16 protein-coding genes are annotated in these 17520 nt (G+C 61.0%); 7 read left to right on the top strand and 9 right to left on the bottom strand.

Features of this window, described 5'->3' with window-relative positions; genetic code table 11:
- Positions 1–52: 52 nt before the first annotated feature.
- From eutC to exaC, 4 genes are all read right to left on the bottom strand, one after another.
- Positions 53–877, bottom strand: coding sequence for an ethanolamine ammonia-lyase subunit EutC (gene eutC / locus LAB08_RS26965; protein WP_096514856.1), 825 nt, complete (start codon positions 875–877; stop codon positions 53–55).
- Positions 878–885: 8 nt separating this feature from the next.
- On the bottom strand, positions 886–2280 hold the full coding sequence (locus tag LAB08_RS26960) for an ethanolamine ammonia-lyase subunit EutB (protein ID WP_096514858.1): 1395 nt from the start codon (positions 2278–2280) through the stop codon (positions 886–888).
- A 194-nt stretch (positions 2281–2474) separates the two neighbouring features.
- Entirely contained in the window at positions 2475–3848 is a 1374-nt protein-coding gene (eat, locus tag LAB08_RS26955; RefSeq protein ID WP_096514860.1) for an ethanolamine permease, read from the bottom strand.
- Positions 3849–4044: 196 nt separating this feature from the next.
- Positions 4045–5565, bottom strand: coding sequence for an acetaldehyde dehydrogenase ExaC (gene exaC, locus LAB08_RS26950; protein WP_095965731.1), 1521 nt, complete (start codon positions 5563–5565; stop codon positions 4045–4047).
- 297 nt (positions 5566–5862) lie between these two features.
- Here exaC and LAB08_RS26945 point away from each other — a divergent pair, with 297 nt between their 5' ends.
- The 4 genes from LAB08_RS26945 (at position 5863) to LAB08_RS26930 (ending at position 10190) form a co-directional block, all read left to right on the top strand.
- Complete coding sequence (locus tag LAB08_RS26945) at positions 5863–7776, top strand: sigma-54-dependent Fis family transcriptional regulator (RefSeq protein ID WP_096514862.1); 1914 nt, start codon at positions 5863–5865, stop codon at positions 7774–7776.
- Between the two features lie 158 nt (positions 7777–7934).
- Positions 7935–9284 (top strand): UDP-N-acetylmuramate:L-alanyl-gamma-D-glutamyl-meso-diaminopimelate ligase, encoded by a 1350-nt coding sequence (gene mpl / locus LAB08_RS26940; RefSeq protein WP_096514864.1) that lies wholly within the window; start codon positions 7935–7937, stop codon positions 9282–9284.
- The gene (ubiX, locus tag LAB08_RS26935; RefSeq protein ID WP_096514866.1) at positions 9281–9913 is read left to right on the top strand and encodes a flavin prenyltransferase UbiX; all 633 of its coding nucleotides are present in this window, start codon (positions 9281–9283) and stop codon (positions 9911–9913) included. The genes mpl and ubiX overlap by 4 nt, the downstream gene beginning before the upstream one ends.
- Positions 9906–10190: a YceK/YidQ family lipoprotein gene (locus LAB08_RS26930; protein ID WP_096514868.1), complete on the top strand. Its 285-nt coding sequence runs from the start codon at positions 9906–9908 to the stop codon at positions 10188–10190. The genes ubiX and LAB08_RS26930 overlap by 8 nt, the downstream gene beginning before the upstream one ends.
- A 126-nt stretch (positions 10191–10316) precedes the next feature.
- Here the strand turns inward: LAB08_RS26930 and LAB08_RS26925 are convergent, their stop codons facing one another.
- The 3 genes from LAB08_RS26925 to LAB08_RS26915 form a co-directional block, all read right to left on the bottom strand.
- Entirely contained in the window at positions 10317–10958 is a 642-nt protein-coding gene (locus tag LAB08_RS26925) for an oxidoreductase (RefSeq protein WP_096514870.1), read from the bottom strand.
- A gap of 27 nt (positions 10959–10985) precedes the next feature.
- Entirely contained in the window at positions 10986–12704 is a 1719-nt protein-coding gene (locus tag LAB08_RS26920) for a C13 family peptidase (protein ID WP_096514872.1), read from the bottom strand.
- Between the two features lie 113 nt (positions 12705–12817).
- Positions 12818–13273 carry a MaoC family dehydratase gene (locus LAB08_RS26915; RefSeq protein WP_096514874.1) on the bottom strand — a complete coding sequence of 152 codons (456 nt, stop codon included), beginning with the start codon at positions 13271–13273 and terminating at the stop codon, positions 12818–12820.
- A 198-nt stretch (positions 13274–13471) separates the two neighbouring features.
- Here LAB08_RS26915 and LAB08_RS26910 point away from each other — a divergent pair, with 198 nt between their 5' ends.
- From LAB08_RS26910 to LAB08_RS26900, 3 genes are read left to right on the top strand one after another with little or no spacing between them, the layout of a single operon-like run.
- Positions 13472–13837, top strand: a complete 366-nt coding sequence (locus tag LAB08_RS26910; RefSeq protein ID WP_096514876.1) for a CidA/LrgA family protein — start codon at positions 13472–13474, stop codon at positions 13835–13837.
- On the top strand, positions 13834–14550 hold the full coding sequence (locus LAB08_RS26905) for an LrgB family protein (protein WP_096514878.1): 717 nt from the start codon (positions 13834–13836) through the stop codon (positions 14548–14550). The genes LAB08_RS26910 and LAB08_RS26905 overlap by 4 nt, the downstream gene beginning before the upstream one ends.
- Positions 14551–14561: 11 nt before the next feature.
- Entirely contained in the window at positions 14562–15152 is a 591-nt protein-coding gene (locus LAB08_RS26900) for an LON peptidase substrate-binding domain-containing protein (protein WP_096514879.1), read from the top strand.
- A gap of 79 nt (positions 15153–15231) precedes the next feature.
- Here the strand turns inward: LAB08_RS26900 and LAB08_RS26895 are convergent, their stop codons facing one another.
- Positions 15232–16548: a bifunctional DedA family/phosphatase PAP2 family protein gene (locus LAB08_RS26895; RefSeq protein ID WP_096514881.1), complete on the bottom strand. Its 1317-nt coding sequence runs from the start codon at positions 16546–16548 to the stop codon at positions 15232–15234.
- A gap of 187 nt (positions 16549–16735) precedes the next feature.
- Positions 16736–17434 carry a DNA-3-methyladenine glycosylase gene (locus tag LAB08_RS26890; RefSeq protein ID WP_096514883.1) on the bottom strand — a complete coding sequence of 233 codons (699 nt, stop codon included), beginning with the start codon at positions 17432–17434 and terminating at the stop codon, positions 16736–16738.
- Between the last annotated feature and the right edge of the window lie 86 nt (positions 17435–17520).

The raw sequence follows: 17520 nt of genomic DNA, 5'->3' as shown, positions 1-17520 counted from the left end.
CCGTGCGTCGATCCTGCCTGAAACCGGAACGATAGTGCAATGCGCAAGCGGTTCAGGCCTGCGGCGGCCCCAACAGGAAATTACCTTTCATGTCCGCTCCTGCGTCCGACTCCAATGTCTGAACCTGTGCTTCGTCCTTCAGATTGACACCCGACAGCTGCCGGCGACAGGCCTCGCGCATCAGATACAGCAAACGGTGTGCCGCCATGCCGTAACTCAGCCCCTCAAGGCGTACGTTGGAGATGCAGTTACGGTAGGCGTCCGTCAGGCCGACCTTTGGATTGTAGGTGAAATATAACCCCAGGCTGTCTGGCGAGCTGAGGCCAGGGCGTTCGCCGATCAGAATCACCGTCATTTTTGCGCCCAGCAGTTCGCCAATTTCGTCTGCCACTGCAACGCGCCCCTGTTCCACCAGGACCACCGGGGCCACGGACCAGTTTTCAGCGCGGATCTGTTCTTCCAGTCGCGCCAGAAAGGGCAGCGTATGGCGGTGGACAGCCAATGCAGACAAACCGTCGGCAACCACGATGACCAGATCGACCCCGCCCGGATTGGCCGAGGCGTGATTGCGCAGGGTCTGTGCCGACTCGGCGCTCAACTGACGCCCCAGATCGGGGCGTTGCAAATAGCTGTTCCGGTCTATCGCCGCACTGTGCAACAAAATGCTTTCATGCCCGCGTTCGGCCAGTTGCGAGCGCAGGGCTGGATGGTCGAATGGCAAATGCACCGCATCCCGTGCCTGGGCATGGGCGTATTGAAAGTCCAGCTGCGCCCGGGTAGGCATGCTGGTCCCGGTGCGGCCCAGGGCAATCCGCGCCGGCGTCAGGCGTCGCAGCTCCAGCCATGGGTTGTGCGGGTCGAAGGGTAGTTTTTCCATATCAATACTCATCCCAGTTGCGCCAGGGCCTGGCGAAAGGCCGGTGGCAGGCTGTTGCCGAAGAGAACCCTGCCGTCCGCCTGGGTGAAGATGCCCATTTTCGCCAGCCACTGTTCGAACTCCGGCGCGGGCTTGAGCCCCAGTGTCTGCCGGGCATAGAGCGCATCGTGGAACGAAGTGGTCTGGTAATTGAGCATGATGTCGTCGGAACCGGGGATGCCCATGATGAAATTGATCCCGGCCACGCCCAGCAAGGTCAGCAAGGTATCCATGTCATCCTGGTCGGCCTCGGCATGGTTGGTGTAACAGATGTCGCAACCCATCGGCACGCCGAGCAGCTTGCCGCAGAAGTGGTCTTCGAGGCCGGCGCGGATGATTTGCTTGCCGTTGTAGAGGTATTCCGGGCCGATGAAGCCGACGACGGTGTTCACCAGAAACGGGTTGAAGTGTCGTGCGACCGCATAGGCCCGGGTTTCGCAGGTCTGTTGATCGACGCCGTGGTGGGCGTTGGCCGACAGGGCGCTGCCCTGGCCGGTTTCGAAATACATCAGGTTCTGCCCGAGCGTGCCGCGATTGAGGCTCAACCCGGCGTCGTAACCCTCCTTCAGCACGTTCAGGTTGATGCCGAAGCTGGCGTTGGCCGCCTCGGTGCCGGCGATCGACTGGAACACCAGGTCCAGTGGTACACCGCGGTTGACCGCTTCGATTGACGTGGTGACATGGGTCAGCACGCACGCCTGGGTCGGAATTTCGTAGCGCTGGATGATCGCGTCGAGCATCTCCAGCATGGCGCAGATCGAGGCGATGCTGTCGGTGGCGGGATTGATACCGATCATCGCATCGCCGTTACCGTGCAGCAGGCCATCGAGAATGCTCGCGGCGATACCGGCCGGTTCGTCGGTAGGGTGGTTGGGTTGCAGGCGAGTGGACAGGCGGCCGCGCAGACCGAGGGTGCCGCGAAATTGCGTGACCACGCGAATTTTCTGCGCCACCAGTACCAGGTCCTGCACACGCATGATTTTTGAGACCGCGGCTACCATTTCCGGGGTCAGGCCGGGCGCGAGGGCGCGCAGCACCTGCTCATCGGCGGCATCGCTCAACAGCCAGTCGCGAAATCCGCCGACGGTGAGGTGACTGACGATCGCGAATGCCTGTTTATCGTGGGTGTCGATGATCAGCCGGGTGACTTCATCGGCTTCGTAGGGAATCAGTACTTCCTGCAGGAAATGACTCAGCGGAATGTCGGCCAGGGCCATCTGCGCGGCAACGCGCTCGCCATCGTTGAGGGCGGCGACACCGGCCAGAAAGTCCCCGGAGCGCGCCGGGCTGGCTTTGGCCATCACTTCCTTGAGGCTGTCGAAGCGATAGGTCTGGGCGCCGACGGAATGGGCAAATACGGCCATGGGGCGGTGTCCTTCTGTTCTGTAAATGACCACCGTACCCCTGTGGGAGCGAGCTTGCTCGCGATGGCGATCTTAAATTCGACACATTTGTTGAATGACACACCGCTATCGCGAGCAGGCTCGCACCTACAGGGAGGGGCGGTGTGCACTTCAATAGGGCGGGCGCCAGGCATTCGGCCCGACGCCAGTGCAACTTATATACCTTCGAGCATAGCGTCCGCTGGTGCCTCGGAGCGTTGCCGGGCGGTCATCTGGAAATACAGGTAACCGGCGGCCATGAAGCCGAGGAAGATCAGGCCGATCAAGGTGTTGAACCAGGCCATCGCCACCAGGCACACCACGGCCAGGAACAACGCGATCCCCGGTACGATCGGATAGCCCGGGGCGCGGAAGGTGCGCTCCAGGTTCGGCTCGGTTTTACGCAGTTTGAACAGGCTGAGCATGCTGATGATGTACATCACGATGGCGCCGAACACCGACATGGTGATCATTGCCGCGGTCAGGGTCATGCCTTGCAGGTTGACCAGGCCATCGCTGTAGATCGCCGCGATGCCGATCACGCCGCCCGCCAGGATGGCGCGGTGGGGTGTCTGGAAGCGCGAGAGTTTCGCCAGGCTGCGCGGCAGATAACCGGCGCGGGCCAGTGCAAAGAACTGCCGTGAATAACCAAGGATGATCCCGTGGAAACTCGCCACCAGACCGAACAGGCCGATCCATACCAGCATGTGCATCCAGCTCGAATTGTTGCCCACCACCGCTTTCATGGCCTGGGGCAGCGGATCGTTGATGTTGGAGAGTTGGCGCCAGTCGCCAACACCACCCGCCATCACCATCACGCCGATGGCCAGGAACACCAGGGTCAGAATGCCGCTGACGTAGGCCTTGGGAATCGTACGTTTCGGGTCCTTGGCTTCTTCAGCCGCCATGGCTGCACCTTCAATGGCGAGAAAGAACCAGATCGCGAAGGGAATGGCGGCGAATATGCCGGGAATCGAGGCTATCGTGAATTCATTGGCGCCCGACCAGCCATTCAGGACGAAATTACTGAAGCTGAAGCCCGGCGCCACCACGCCCATGAACACCAGCAATTCGGCGACGGCCAGCACGGTGACCACCAGTTCAAAGGTGGCGGCGATGCTGACACCGAGAATATTGAGGGTCATGAACACGAAATAGGCGCCCACCGCGGCGATTTTCGGGTCCAGTTCCGGGTATTGCACATTGAGGTAGGCGCCGATCGCCATGGCGATCGCCGGGGGTGCAAAGACAAATTCAATCAACGTGGCGATGCCGGCGATCAATCCGCCTTTCTCACCAAAGGCCCGACGGCTGTAGGCAAACGGCCCGCCCGCGTGAGGAATCGCGGTGGTCAATTCGGTGAAACTGAAGATGAAACAGGTGTACATCGTCGCCACCATCAAGGCGGTGACGAGGAAACCCAGCGTCCCTGCGGTACCCCAGCCGTAACTCCAGCCGAAGTATTCGCCGGAAATCACCAGGCCGACGGCAATGCCCCATAAATGCAGGGTGCCGAGTGTGGGTTTGAGCTGTGTGGAAGGAGTCGTCATAAGTCCTCTCTATTTTTTTTTTCGATCTTTTGGACTTTCGGGAACTGCGTTTGGGTGTAAAGCGGGCACGCAAAGCCCGTGCCAGAGCGGCAGGGCGGTGTTTGTTGTGTCATTGAGGGGGCGCCTTCGCCGGCAAGCCTCGCTCCTGTAGGAGCTGGCTTGCCAGCGAATGGCCGTTACACGGTTTCGCGTGGAGTTAGAAGAAACCCAGCGGATTGATGTCGTAGCTCACCAGCAGGTTTTTGGTCTGCTGATAGTGATCGAGCATCATCTTGTGGGTTTCACGGCCGACGCCGGACTTCTTGTAGCCACCGAACGCGGCGTGCGCCGGGTACAGGTGGTAGCAGTTGGTCCACACACGACCGGCCTTGATGGCGCGGCCCATGCGGTAGGCGCGGTTGATGTCGCGGGTCCAGAGGCCGGCACCGAGGCCGAACTCGGTGTCGTTGGCGATGGCCAGGGCTTCGGCTTCGTCCTTGAAGGTGGTGATGCTCACCACCGGGCCAAAGATTTCTTCCTGGAACACACGCATTTTGTTGGTGCCCTTGAGCAGGGTCGGCTGGATGTAATACCCGCTCGCCAGGTTGCCCTCGAGTTTTTCCACCTTGCCGCCGGTCAGCAGCTCGGCGCCTTCGCCCTTGGCGATTTCCAGGTACGAAAGGATTTTGTCGAATTGCTGCTCGGATGCCTGGGCGCCGACCATGGTGTCGGTGTCCAGCGGGTCGCCACGTTTGATCTGCAGGACCTTCTTCATCACCACTTGCATGAATTCGTCGTAGATCGACTCCTGCACCAGGGCGCGGGAAGGGCAGGTGCAGACTTCGCCCTGGTTGAAGAACGCCAGCACCAGGCCTTCGGCGGCTTTTTCGATGAAGGACGGTTCGGCCTTCATGATGTCTTCGAAGAAGATGTTCGGCGATTTGCCACCCAGCTCCACGGTGGACGGAATGATGTTTTCGGCCGCGCATTTCATGATGTGCGAGCCGACCGGGGTCGAGCCGGTGAAGGCGATTTTGGCGATGCGCTTGCTGGTGGCCAGGGCTTCGCCGGCTTCTTTGCCGAAGCCTTGCACGATGTTCAGCACGCCAGGCGGCAGCAGGTCGCCGATCAGCTCGACCAGTACGGTAATGCCCAGCGGGGTTTGCTCGGCAGGCTTGAGCACCACGCAGTTACCGGCAGCGAGGGCCGGGGCGAGTTTCCAGGCGGCCATCAGGATCGGGAAGTTCCACGGGATGATCTGGCCGACCACGCCCAGTGGTTCATGGATGTGATAGGCCACGGTATTGCCGTCGATTTCGGCGGCGCTGCCTTCCTGGGCCCGGATGCACCCGGCGAAGTAGCGGAAGTGGTCGGCGGCCAGCGGAATATCGGCGTTGAGGGTTTCGCGCACGGCCTTGCCGTTGTCCCAGGATTCGGTGATTGCCAGCAGTTCGAGGTTTTGTTCGATGCGATCGGCGATTTTCAACAGGACGAGGGAGCGCGCCTGGGCGGACGTGGCGCCCCAGGCATCGGCCGCCGCGTGGGCAGCGTCCAGGGCCTTGTCGATGTCTTCGGCCGTGGAACGGGGGAATTCGGCAATCGGTTGGCCATTCACTGGCGAGGTATTGGTGAAGTACTGACCTTTGACAGGCGCGACGAACTCGCCGCCGATGTAGTTACCGTATTTGGCTTTGAACGAAACGATAGCGCCTTCAGTACCGGGGTGAGCGTAACGCATGATTGGTTTCTCCTTGGCTTTTGTACTTATTAGAGACGCGCATGTGCGCTTGTATAAGCGTAGAGCAAAGGTTGGGCCACTGCCCTGCAGGTCAGGCAAATCAAGGCCTTGCGCGTTTTTTGTCAGACGGGCGGGCGGCGTCTGTGACGCTATCGGTACAGGCTGAGTGACACTTTGTACCGTTTGTGGCACAGGCTGTGACTGCCCGGTCTTGCCAGCATTGCATTGCAGGCTAGGCTGGAGGATGCTCGGCATGACCTGTAGGAGCTGCAAACCGCTCGGGGAGAACAATAAGAAATGCACGACAACCATTTGAGTCGCCATGCCCGGCAAGTGCTGACCGTGACCCAGGGCAAAGCCCACCTGCACGGCCCTGGCAGTGATCCGTCCATCGCCCGTTCCTGGTTGCGTTGCCTTGAGGATTATCACCTCGATCCGACCCTGACTATGGCACCGACGGTGTTGGAGCACGGGCGCGTGCTTGAAAGCCGCGAACGCCTGCAGCAAGTGCTGCACATTGCCGGCAACGAAATGACCAGCCTGCATCAGCAGCTCTCCGGTGCCGGGCATGCGGTGCTGTTGACCGATGCACGGGGCGTGATCCTCAACTGCGTGACGGCCCCCGCCGAACGGAAGATTTTCGAGCGCGCCGGGCTCTGGCTCGGCGCCGACTGGAGTGAGGCCTGCGAAGGCACCAATGGCATCGGCACCTGCCTGGTGGAGCGCCAGGCGCTGACGATCCACCAGGATGAACATTTTCGCGGCCGACATACCGGCCTGACGTGCTCCGCGAGCCCGGTATTCGACCCGCATGGCGAGCTGCTGGCGGTGCTCGATGTGTCTTCGGCGCGCCCCGACGTTTCGCGCCAGAGTCAGTTCCACACCATGGCCCTGGTCAATCTTTCGGCGAAGATGATCGAGAGCTGCTATTTCCTGCGTTATTTCGACAATCAATGGCTGCTGCGTTTTCATCTGCAGGCCGAGTCCGTCGGGTTGTTCAGTGAAGGCCTGCTGGCGTTCGATGGGGAGGGGCGGATCTGCGCGGTCAATCAGAGCGCACTGAACCTGTTGGGGCATGTTCGCGGCGGCTTGCTGGGCAAACCGGTGGAGGCGTTTTTCGACTGCGCACTTGACGAGCTGCTCGGCCGCGCGAGCGCCAACGCCAGCGCCAGTTGGCCGTTGCGCACCCGTGACGGGCGTAGCCTGTTTGCCGTGTTGCGCGGTCAGCCGCGCCGCGTGCCGGTGCCGCTGGTGCCCAGTCCGGTGCGTGAAGAGTCTGCACAGCTGTCGGGCATCTGCCTGGGCGATGCCGCGTTGCAGGCGGATTTCCGCAAGGCCCTGCGCGTGTACGAACGGGACGTGCCCTTGCTGATCAACGGTGAAACCGGGTCGGGCAAGGAGGCCTTCGCCAAAGCCGTCCATCAGGCCAGTCAGCGGGCCACAAAAGCTTTTGTCGCCCTCAACTGCGCCGCCATTCCCGAAAGCCTGATTGAAAGCGAATTGTTCGGCTATCGCGGCGGCAGTTTCACCGGGGCGCGTAAGGAAGGCATGCGCGGCAAGTTACAGCAGGCCGATGGCGGAACCTTGTTCCTCGACGAAATCGGCGACATGCCCCTGGCCTTGCAGACGCGCCTGTTAAGGGTGCTGGAGGATCGCCAGGTGGTGCCGATCGGTGGCGAGCCGGAGCCGGTCAACGTGCGGATCATCAGCGCCACCCACCGCAATTTGCTGGGGCGGGTTGAGGACGGCAGTTTTCGTGAGGACCTGTATTACCGGCTCAACGGGCTGGAGGTAGCGCTGCCGGCATTGCGTGATCGTAGTGACAAGTCTCAGCTGCTCGACTTTTTACTGGCCGAAGAAGCGGACGGGGAAGAGGTGTTGATCGATGGGCCGGCGCGGGAGGCATTGCTGGGGTTTGCCTGGCCGGGCAACGTTCGGCAATTGCGCAATGTGCTGCGCACGCTGGCGGCGTTGTGCGACGGCGGGCGGATCGGGCTGGAGGATTTGCCGGCAATGATCCGACAGGCGCGGCCGGTGACCATGCAGGTACTTGAAGAGGCGTCCGGGCATCCGCTGGAGGATGCCGAGCGGCTGGCGTTGTTGAATGCGCTGGAGCAGACGCGGTGGCATATGACGCATACGGCGGAACAGCTTGGCGTCAGTCGCAATACCCTTTACCGAAAGCTGCGTAAGCACGGGATAGCCCGTTAAACCGCGTCGCGGCCATCGCGAGCAGGCTCGCTCCCACAGGGTATGCACAGTCCTTGTGGGAGCGAGCCTGCTCGCGAAGGCGTCCTCAATGTCTGAAACACAAGGTGCGATTTTCCCCTCCCTAGGCTAACCTGCGGCCATGTTTTACGAGGTCGACTATGCACATTCATATTCTTGGTATCTGCGGCACTTTCATGGGTTCGATGGCGGTTCTGGCCAAGGAACTTGGCCATCACGTGACCGGCTCCGATGCCAACGTCTACCCGCCGATGAGCACCCAGCTTGAGGCTCAGGGCATTGAGTTGACCCAGGGCTACGACCCGGCGCAACTCGATCCGGCACCCGACCTGGTGGTGATCGGCAATGCCATGTCCCGTGGCAACCCGGCGGTGGAATATGTCCTGAACAAAGGCCTGCCTTACGTCTCCGGCCCGCAATGGCTGGCCGATCACGTATTGCAAGGTCGCTGGGTGCTGGCGGTTGCCGGCACCCACGGCAAGACCACCACCAGCAGCATGCTCGCCTGGGTGCTGGAGCACGCGGGCATGAGCCCGGGCTTTCTGATTGGTGGCGTGCCGCAGAACTTTTCGGTGTCGGCGCGTCTGGGCGGTACCCCGTTTTTCGTGATCGAAGCCGATGAATACGACAGCGCCTTTTTCGACAAGCGCTCCAAGTTCGTTCATTACCGCCCGCGCACGGCGATCCTGAATAACCTGGAATTCGATCACGCCGATATCTTCCCGGACCTGCCTGCCATCGAGCGGCAATTCCACCACCTGGTGCGGACCATCCCGAGCGAAGGCCTGGTGATTCATCCGACCACTGAACCGGCATTGCACCGCGTCATCGAAATGGGGTGCTGGACCCCGGTGCAAACCACCGGTGCCGGCGGTCAGTGGCAGGTCAAGTTGCTCAGTGACGATGGTTCGGCCTTCGAAGTGATGTTCGAAGGGGTTTCCCAGGGCGTGGTCGAGTGGGACATGACCGGTCAGCACAACGTTGCCAACGCACTGGCGACCCTGGCGGCGGCGCGGCATGTGGGCGTGGTGCCGTCGATGGGCATCGCTGCATTGAGCGCTTTCAAAAGCGTGAAGCGGCGGATGGAGAAAGTCGCGGACGTGCGTGGCATCACCATTTATGACGACTTCGCTCACCACCCGACCGCCATCGCCACCACGCTCGACGGCCTGCGCAAGCGCATTGGCGATGCGCCGTTGATCGCGATCATCGAACCGCGTTCCAATTCCATGAAGCTCGGCGCGCACCGCGATGGGTTGCCGGAAAGCGTGGTCGATGCCGATCAGGTGATCTGGTACGCACCGGCCAATCTCGGGTGGGACCTGGCGGCCACTGCAGCGCTGTGCACTGTGCCTTCGATTGTCAGCGACTCGCTCGAAGGCATCATCGACCGCGTGAAAAGTCAGGCTCAACCGGGCACCCACGTGGTGATCATGAGCAATGGCGGATTCGGCGGCCTGCACGGCAAACTCGCCGAGGCGCTCAAATGAACAACGGCCCGGACCGCATCACGCTGGCGATGACTGGCGCTTCCGGCGCCCAGTACGGCTTGCGCCTGCTCGACTGCCTGGTGCGCGAAGACCGCGAAGTGCATTTCCTGATTTCCAAGGCCGCACAACTGGTGATGGCAACTGAAACCGATGTCACGCTGCCCGCCAAGCCGCAAATGATGCAAGCCTTCCTCACCGAATACACCGGTGCTGCCGCCGGACAGATCCGCGTGTATGGCAAGGAAGACTGGATGTCGCCGGTGGCCTCGGGTTCCGGCGCGCCGGCGGCGATGGTGGTGGTGCCGTGTTCAACGGGGACTTTGTCGGCCATCGCGACCGGCGCCTGCAACAATTTGATCGAACGTGCCGCGGATGTGACGTTGAAGGAGCGCCGCCAGCTGATTCTGGTGCCGCGTGAAGCCCCGTATTCGAGCATTCACCTGGAACACATGCTCAAGTTGTCGAACATGGGTGTGACGATTCTGCCTGCATCGCCAGGCTTCTATCATCAGCCACAAACCATCGACGACCTGATCGATTTCGTGGTGGCGCGGATTCTCAATCTGCTGGGCATTCCCCAGGACATGTTGCCGCGTTGGGGCGAGCACCATTTGAGCAGCGATGAATAAGTTGTTGGTGGTGCTGCTGGTCATGCAGTTGGCCGGCTGTGCCACGGCGCGAACGCTGGATGCCGCCAAACCGGGGGCGCCGGTGGTGTATGCGGGGACGCGGCTGGATCTGTACGCGATGAATGGCGGCTGTTGCGCCAAGGATCGTTTCGGCGCTGAGGCGCCGGGCTATCCGGGGGTCGACCTGCCGGCCAGCGCGTTGCTCGACACGCTGCTGTTGCCGTTGTCGTTGTTGACGGTGTTGGGTGTTAATTTTCAGGCGACGGGTGGGTTGTAGCGTTCGGCATTGAATCGGTGTCGCGCCCTTCGCGAGCAGGCTCGCTCCCACATTGGATTTGTGAACGACCCGGATCAAATGTGGGAGCGAGCCTGCTCGCGATTGCGTCCTATCGGACGCTAGTAACTATTTGCCTAGCTTCCTCAGCTCGTCGGATTCGACAATCCGCACCCCATCCTGCTCTTCCAGCGCCAGGCGCCACATGGCGCGGGCCATTTGGCAGGCTTCGATGCCGTGGTACTTGCCGGGTATCAACCGTGACAGCGGCCCGGCGACTTTCTCCGCCAGGCGCGGCTCGATGCGTTCACCCAGCAGCAACGAGGGTCGGCAAATGGTCAGTTGTGGCCAGTCCTGCGCGCGCAATGCGTATTCCATCTCGCCCTTGACCCGGTTGTAGAAATTCGGCGATCTGCGATCGGCCCCCAATGCGCTGATCACGATCAAGTGTCGCGCGCCCATCTCCCGGGCACGCTTGGCGAACGCCACCACCATGTCCAGATCCACCGCGCGAAACGCCTCTTCCGAGCCCGCCTGTTTGATGGTGGTGCCCAGGCAGCAATAGGCGATGTCGATGCGTCCGCTCAATTGCGGCAGGAACATCGCCGGGTCGCCGACCGGGTTTTCCAGGTGGGGATGCCTGGCCAGCGGTCGGCGTGAAGGAGCCAGTACCCGCGTAATCGTTGGCTCATTGAGCAATCGATCGAGCAGGTGTTCACCGGTCAAACCGGTGGCTCCGGCAAGCAATACGTGCTGAGGCGTCAAGTACATAGTGTTTCTCCCTTGATACTCATCAGCTTAGTTGGTCTTTGCATCCTTGCCGTCAATCAACACACTTTGCAGCGCTTTGCGCGCCTGCTGTTTGCGCAACAGTTGCCAGTGCGAAAGCACGGTTTTCGGCGCCCAGATCTGCGGCTCCGAGGCTTCGTAGCTGTCGGCCAGCTCGCGCTCGGCGACGGTGGCCTTGGCCCGCTTGAAGGCTTGTTCCAGATCATCGGTCTGGTTCAGGGCCTGGGCGAACAAGGCGTCGCCAAAGTAGGTGAAGTTGGCTTCTTCCGAACAGCCGAACGACACGCGGTCGGCCCGCGAGGCGGTCATGATCAGGGTGCGCTCGTCCTTGAGGGCAGGAATGAACCCACCGGAGTAGCAGGATGAAATCACGATGATCTTGTCGCGGTTTTTCAGGGGGGCGAGCACCGCGGCCAGTTCGTCGGCCGGCAGATCGGCCAGTTCCATGCGGGGCTGGTCCAGCACCAGTTCGTGCTCACTGGTGCCGTGACTGGTCAGGTAAATGAAAATCAAATCTTCCGGGCCGCTGCGTTCGGCCAGGGTCACGGCCGCGCGACGCAGGTTTTCCCGGGTAGCCATTGGCCGGTCGCTGAGGTGATCGCGATGGTTCACCAGACGGATCTGACCGAAGGCACCAAAGCGACTGGTGAGCATGTTCGCGACGTAGTCGGATTCGCGCAGGAATACGCTTTGCTTGCCGTCGCCGCCCACCGTCAGGGTGTACAGTTCTACCGCCGGGGTCGAGGCCGGCACGTTGCTTAGCGCGTCTTCGAGCAGTCGCCCCTGGGCCAATAGGCCGAGTTCGAGGGTGTCGGGCAGCAACTTGCCATCGGCATCACGCACACGCTGGCCGTTGATCCAGGTGCCGCTGAGCACTGCGCCATCGGTCAGTACCAGGGTGCCGCGACCGGAATAGGCATCGCCGTCGAACTGGCCGATGTAGAAGCTGCCGTCGGCCAGGTTCAAGCGGCCTTGACCACTGAAGCGCCAGTCGTTGAAGTGGCCGATATAATGGCTGCCGTCGGCACCGATCAACTCACCCTTGCCATTGAGCGAGCCTTCCTTGAACTGACCCAGCCAGACATCGCCGTCAGCGTTTTCGTAACGACCCTTGCCGTGCAGTTGATTGTTCTTGAAACCGCCGACGTAGATGTCGCCGTCAGCGCTGTTGAATGTCCCGTTGCCTTCCAGCTGACCGTCGACGAAATGCCCGGTGAATTGATTGCCGCTGCCATCGCCGCGCTGGCCTTCGCCGTTGGGTTTGCCATGGGCGAATTGGCCTTGGTAAGTGCTGCCGTCTTCAAGTTCCAGATGTCCGAGCCCTGAATACTGATCAGACTTGAATTCGCCACGGTACGTCATGCCGTTTTCTTTGAGGGTGCCCTCACCGTCACGCCGGCCGAGCTTGAAGTGGCCGTTATAACTGCTGCCGTTGGTGCTCAGGCTGCCCTGGCCGTCGAACAGTCCCTGGCTGAACTGTCCGCGGTAGACCTCGCCGTTGCTGCCGTGCCACTCACCCTGGCCGTGCCATTGACCCTTGTCGAACTCGCCGGCATACCAACTGCCGTTCGGGTAATCGATACGGCCCTGGCCTTGCAGCAACCCATCGACCAGGGCGCCGCGATAGCGTCCGCCGTCCGGCAGGCGGGCGTCGGGAGGCATTGGCGATTCGCCATTGCCGCAAGCGGTGAGCATCAGGGTCAAGGCGAGGAGTGCAAGTGAGCGCATAGCGGGTTCCGGGCAATTAGGCGAGCGAGTATGCCGCAGCTATGTGTCCTTATACAGTCGGTATGAACGCAGCGGGTGCGAAACAGCGTGAGCTGCTTCGCACCCGGCAAGGTTTACACGAAGCAGAGCGACAAGGGCTCAGCGATATACGCCGGTTTGTCCGAGCCTTCTATTTCCAGGGTGGTAGTGGCCTTGAGCAGCCATTGGCCGGGTTTCTTTTCGATGACTTCGGTCAGATCGACCTTGAGCCGCACCCTGGAGTTGACCTTGACTGGCTGAATGAAGCGCACGCTGTCCAGGCCATAATTGACCACCATCTTCAAGCCTTCGGGCATGACGAGGATGTCTTCCATCAATTTCGGGATCAGCGACAACGACAGGAATCCGTGAGCAATAGTGCTGCCAAATGGCGTTTGCGCGGCTTTGACCGGATCGACATGGATGAACTGATAGTCCCCTGTAGCTTCGGCGAACAGGTTGATGCGCTCCTGATCGATCGTGAGCCATTCGGAACGTCCAAGTTCCTTGCCGACATAATCTTTGAGCTCTGCAACTGGAACAAAGGGCATTGAGACTCTCCTTGGGTTCATCGGTTTTATAGTTTTGAGTTTGGGGGGATTTGACCTCCCGGCTTACCACTTTAGATCAACATGGCAAATCGCTGCGGTCAACCGACCATGCCATTGGCGAATGCCGATGTATACGGCAGCCGTGCTTATAATGCCCGGCCCGTCATTGCGGGTGAGGGGGTTTGCGGGAGAAGAGGGATGTTATTACGAGGCTTGACCTGGCTGGTGCTGTTCCAATTGCTCGGCACAGCCATCAACCATTTGTTTCTACCGGTGCTGCCGGGGCCGATCATTGGTTTGCTGCTACTGCTGGTGTACTTGATCAGCCGTGGCCAGGTGGGTGAGCCGCTGAACCTGGCAGCTAGCAGCCTGCTGCGTTATCTGCCATTGCTTCTGGTGCCACCCGCGGTGGGTGTGATGGTTTACGCCAAAGACATCGCAGCGGATTTCTGGGCCATCGTCGGTGCACTGGTGTTGTCACTGGTGCTGTCCATGGCGTTCGCGGGCGTGCTGATGCAGCGCCTGATCAAGCGTCATGCCCACCCTCGTGAGGACAGCCAATGATCCTGGACTGGCAGGGCGCCTGGACGTCAGTGATTCACCATCCATTGTTCGGTATCGGCATTACCCTCGGCGCCTATCAGCTGGTGCTGGCGGCTTTCGAGAAAACCCGCTGGATCTTTTTGCAACCGGTACTGGTCTCCATGTTGCTGGTCATCGGTGTGCTGGTAGGCTGTGGCCTGAGTTACGCCGAGTACCGCAAGAGCACCGAGATCCTCAGCATCCTGCTGGGCCCGGCCACCGTCGCATTGGCCGTGCCGCTGTACCTCAACCTGCGGCGGATTCGGCAGTTGTTCTGGCCGATATTTACTACGCTGGTGATAGGCGGTGTGGTTGCCACGGGCATGGGCGTGTTGCTGGGTTGGTGGTTCGGCGCTGAACACATGATCCTGATGACCATGGCGCCGAAGTCGGTGACGTCGCCGATTGCCATGTTGGTGGCCGAACAGATCGGTGGCGTCGCGGCGCTGGCGGCGGTGTTCGTGTTGATCACCGGGGTGATCGGCGCGATCTTCGGACCGAGCCTGCTGAACCGGCTTGGCGTGCACAGCCCCGAGGCCCGCGGCATGGCGTTGGGCATGACGGCTCACGCGGTCGGCACGGCGGTGGCGATGCAGGAAAATGAAGAGTGCGGTGCCTTCGCGGCGCTGGCGATGAGTTTGATGGGCGTGGCCACGGCGGTGTTGCTGCCATTGGCGGTGTCGATGATGGTGTAAAGGACATATCTATGAGCTTGCCGCTTTTTCCGCTGAACACGGTGCTGTTTCCAGGTTGCATCCTCGACCTGCAGATTTTCGAGGCGCGCTATCTGGACATGATCGGTCGCTGCATGAAGCAGGGTGGCGGCTTTGGCGTGGTGTGCATCCTTGACGGCGAAGAGGTCGGCATCGCCCCGGCGGGTTATGCGTTGGTCGGGTGTGAAGCGCTGATCACCGATTTCAAGCAGCAGGACAATGGCCTGTTGGGCATCCGGGTGCAGGGTGGCCGGCGCTTTCACGTGCTGCGTACCGAAGTGCAGCGTGATCAGTTGATCGTGGCCGAGGTCGAGTGGCTGGGCGAAGAGCCCGAGCAACCGCTGCAGGATGAGGACGCCGATCTGGTGGCCCTGCTCAGGGCCCTGGCCGAACACCCGATGGTCGAAGCGCTGAACATGGGCACCGAAGCGGCCGGGCAACAGTCGCTGGCCAATCAGCTTGCCTATTTGTTGCCATTCGCCGAGCTGGACAAGATTGACCTGCTGCAGCTCGACGATCCGCAGCAACGACTGGATGCGATCCAGGCGTTGCTGGATGAGTTGCAGGGAGAGTTGTTTGCCTGACGTTTCTGAAGAGATCGCAGCCTGCGGCAGCTCCCACAGGGACAAGGCGTACATTCCGAAGGCTGCGATCAATTGATCTTCAGTAGGCGTATCTCAATAGCGTATCCGGCAAATGCCGCAACACGAAGAATCCGAACAGTGCCACCAATGATGGCAGTACCAGCCACCAGACCTTGGGCGGCATGGCGTTGAGCGAAGTCCGGCGCTGACACAGCCACAGGCTGGCTGCGCAGACACAGGCCGCCAACATCGCACCTGCCAGTACATCCGTCGGCCAGTGCGCGCCGAGATATACCCGTGACAGCGCGATTGCCAGCGCCGGCAGGCAGCCCACCAGCAGCCAGGTCAGGCGCATCCGTGGCGGTTGCCCGCGACCGGCGAGGACGGCGAGGGTCAGAAATAGCGCGAAGGCGCCCGAGGCATGACCGCTAGGCATGCTGTAGCTGGTCAATGGGTCGCTCAACACTTCCGGACGCACGCGGGCGAAGAAGTTCTTGGTCGCGGTGTTGCCCAGCGCGGTGAACAGCAATGTACTGCACGCGAAGATTGCCTGGCGCCATTGCCGGGTCATCAGCAGCAGTACAACCAGCAAGGCGCTGAACACCAGCATGTTGTGGAACTCACCGATCAGCGTGAACACCACGGCCACTTCATCGAGCATCGGGCTGCGATGTTCCTGCACCAGGGTCATCAGTCCCTGGTCGAGGGCGGTCAGGTGCGAGTAACCGATAAACAGCGCCGCCAGAATCAGAAAACTCATCCCGGTAATGAACATCGTGGCCTTGCGATGCTTGCGCAGACTGCTGGTGGCGCTCAGGCCGACCATCAGCGCAATGCTGCCGACGACGACCCCGGCCTGGGGCCAGAAGCCATCGGGTAACGGCAAGCGAATCGCCGCGCCGGTGGCCCAGCCCGGTAACAGGTAGGCCACTGACCAACCCGCAGCGGCCAGCAGGCTGACGGCGAAGAACCGTGGGAACGGCATATCGAACATCCCGGCCACCATCGGCAGCATGGGGCGCAAAGGTCCGATAAAACGCCCGACCAACAGGCTGGCGATGCCATAGCGCTGGAAGTACACCTCGGCTCCGGCAATCCATTGCGGGTGATGGCGCAGGCCTGGCAGACGGCGGATGTTCTGGTGAAAGTGGCGCCCCAGGAAATACGAAACCACATCGCCGAGCACCCCGGCGAGAAAGCCCAGCAGCAGCGTTTCGCTCAACGACAGTGCTCCGCTGCCGGCCAGTACCGCCACGGCGAACAACAACACCGTGCCGGGCACGATCAGCCCGGCGATCGCCAGGCATTCGACGAAGGCCACGATGAACACCGCTGCCGCCAGCCATTGCGGGTTGACCGTCAACCAGCCGGTCACGCTATCGAGCCATGGGCCCATAAATACAACTCCATTGAATGTTCAATTGATTCCAGGGGCAAAACACAAATCTCTAAACAACACTGAAACCTTGTGGGAGCGAGCCTGCTCGCGCTTGCGGAGTGTCAGTCACACTGATACGTGATGTGCCGCCGTCATCGCGAGCAAGCTCGCTCCCACACGAAATTCCTTCAGCTTCAAGTCCGTGTCAGGACAGCACAATGTAATCGCGACCTTCGACCTGCCCCCGTCGCAGCGGGTTCCGCGTGCAGTAGGCTGCGTAGGACGCGTCGACGAAGCGGTACATCAAGTGTTCATCGCGACCATGGGGAATGCCCAGGCGCGTGGCCTGGATGACATGGGCAGGCGTCTGGCCGACGTCTTCCACCAGCAGCACTTCATGATCGAAGCGCTTGGCGTCCCAGACCGGTACCTTCAAGCCCAGCGACTTGCACAACAAGGTTTGCCCGGCGCAGAGCTTTTGCGATGGGCGAGGGCGACCCTGGGCGTCGGGGTTGTTCAACAGCATTTGCGCCAGGCTCGCCGGTCCGCTCAGTTCGTCGACCCACGGGTAGCCGGACTTGATCAGTACCGCATTGCCCGGGCCCTGGGCGCTGAAGTTCAGGGAGTCGCCGCCGCGGGCGTAGTACATATAGATGTGGCCGCCATCCAGAAACAAAGCCTTACGCTTTTCTGTGTAGCCAAGGGATGCGTGGCTGCCTTTTTCGGCACAGTAATACGCTTCTGTCTCGATGATTCGGGCGCTGAGCCACAGGTCGCCGATCCGATGGCGAATGACTTTTCCCAGTAAATCCCGGGCAAGAATTTGCGCGTCGCGGTCGAAAAACGCGTCCGGGAGGCCCTTGGGCGGGCTCATTGCGGACGCTCGATCAGTCAGGTTGGACATGATGAACGGCGTTTATCAGGGCTGATGGGGGCGTGATGATAACAATTTGCAGCTTAATCCCGCCTGAACATCGGCAAATTGCCCTC

Origin of the sequence: Pseudomonas izuensis, assembly GCF_002356535.2 — a bacterium.
In the GTDB taxonomy this organism is placed as follows: Bacteria; Pseudomonadota; Gammaproteobacteria; order Pseudomonadales; family Pseudomonadaceae; genus Aquipseudomonas; species Aquipseudomonas izuensis.
Note: the sequence above shows the minus strand (reverse complement) of the source record. Positions and strands in the feature narration are given on the sequence as shown.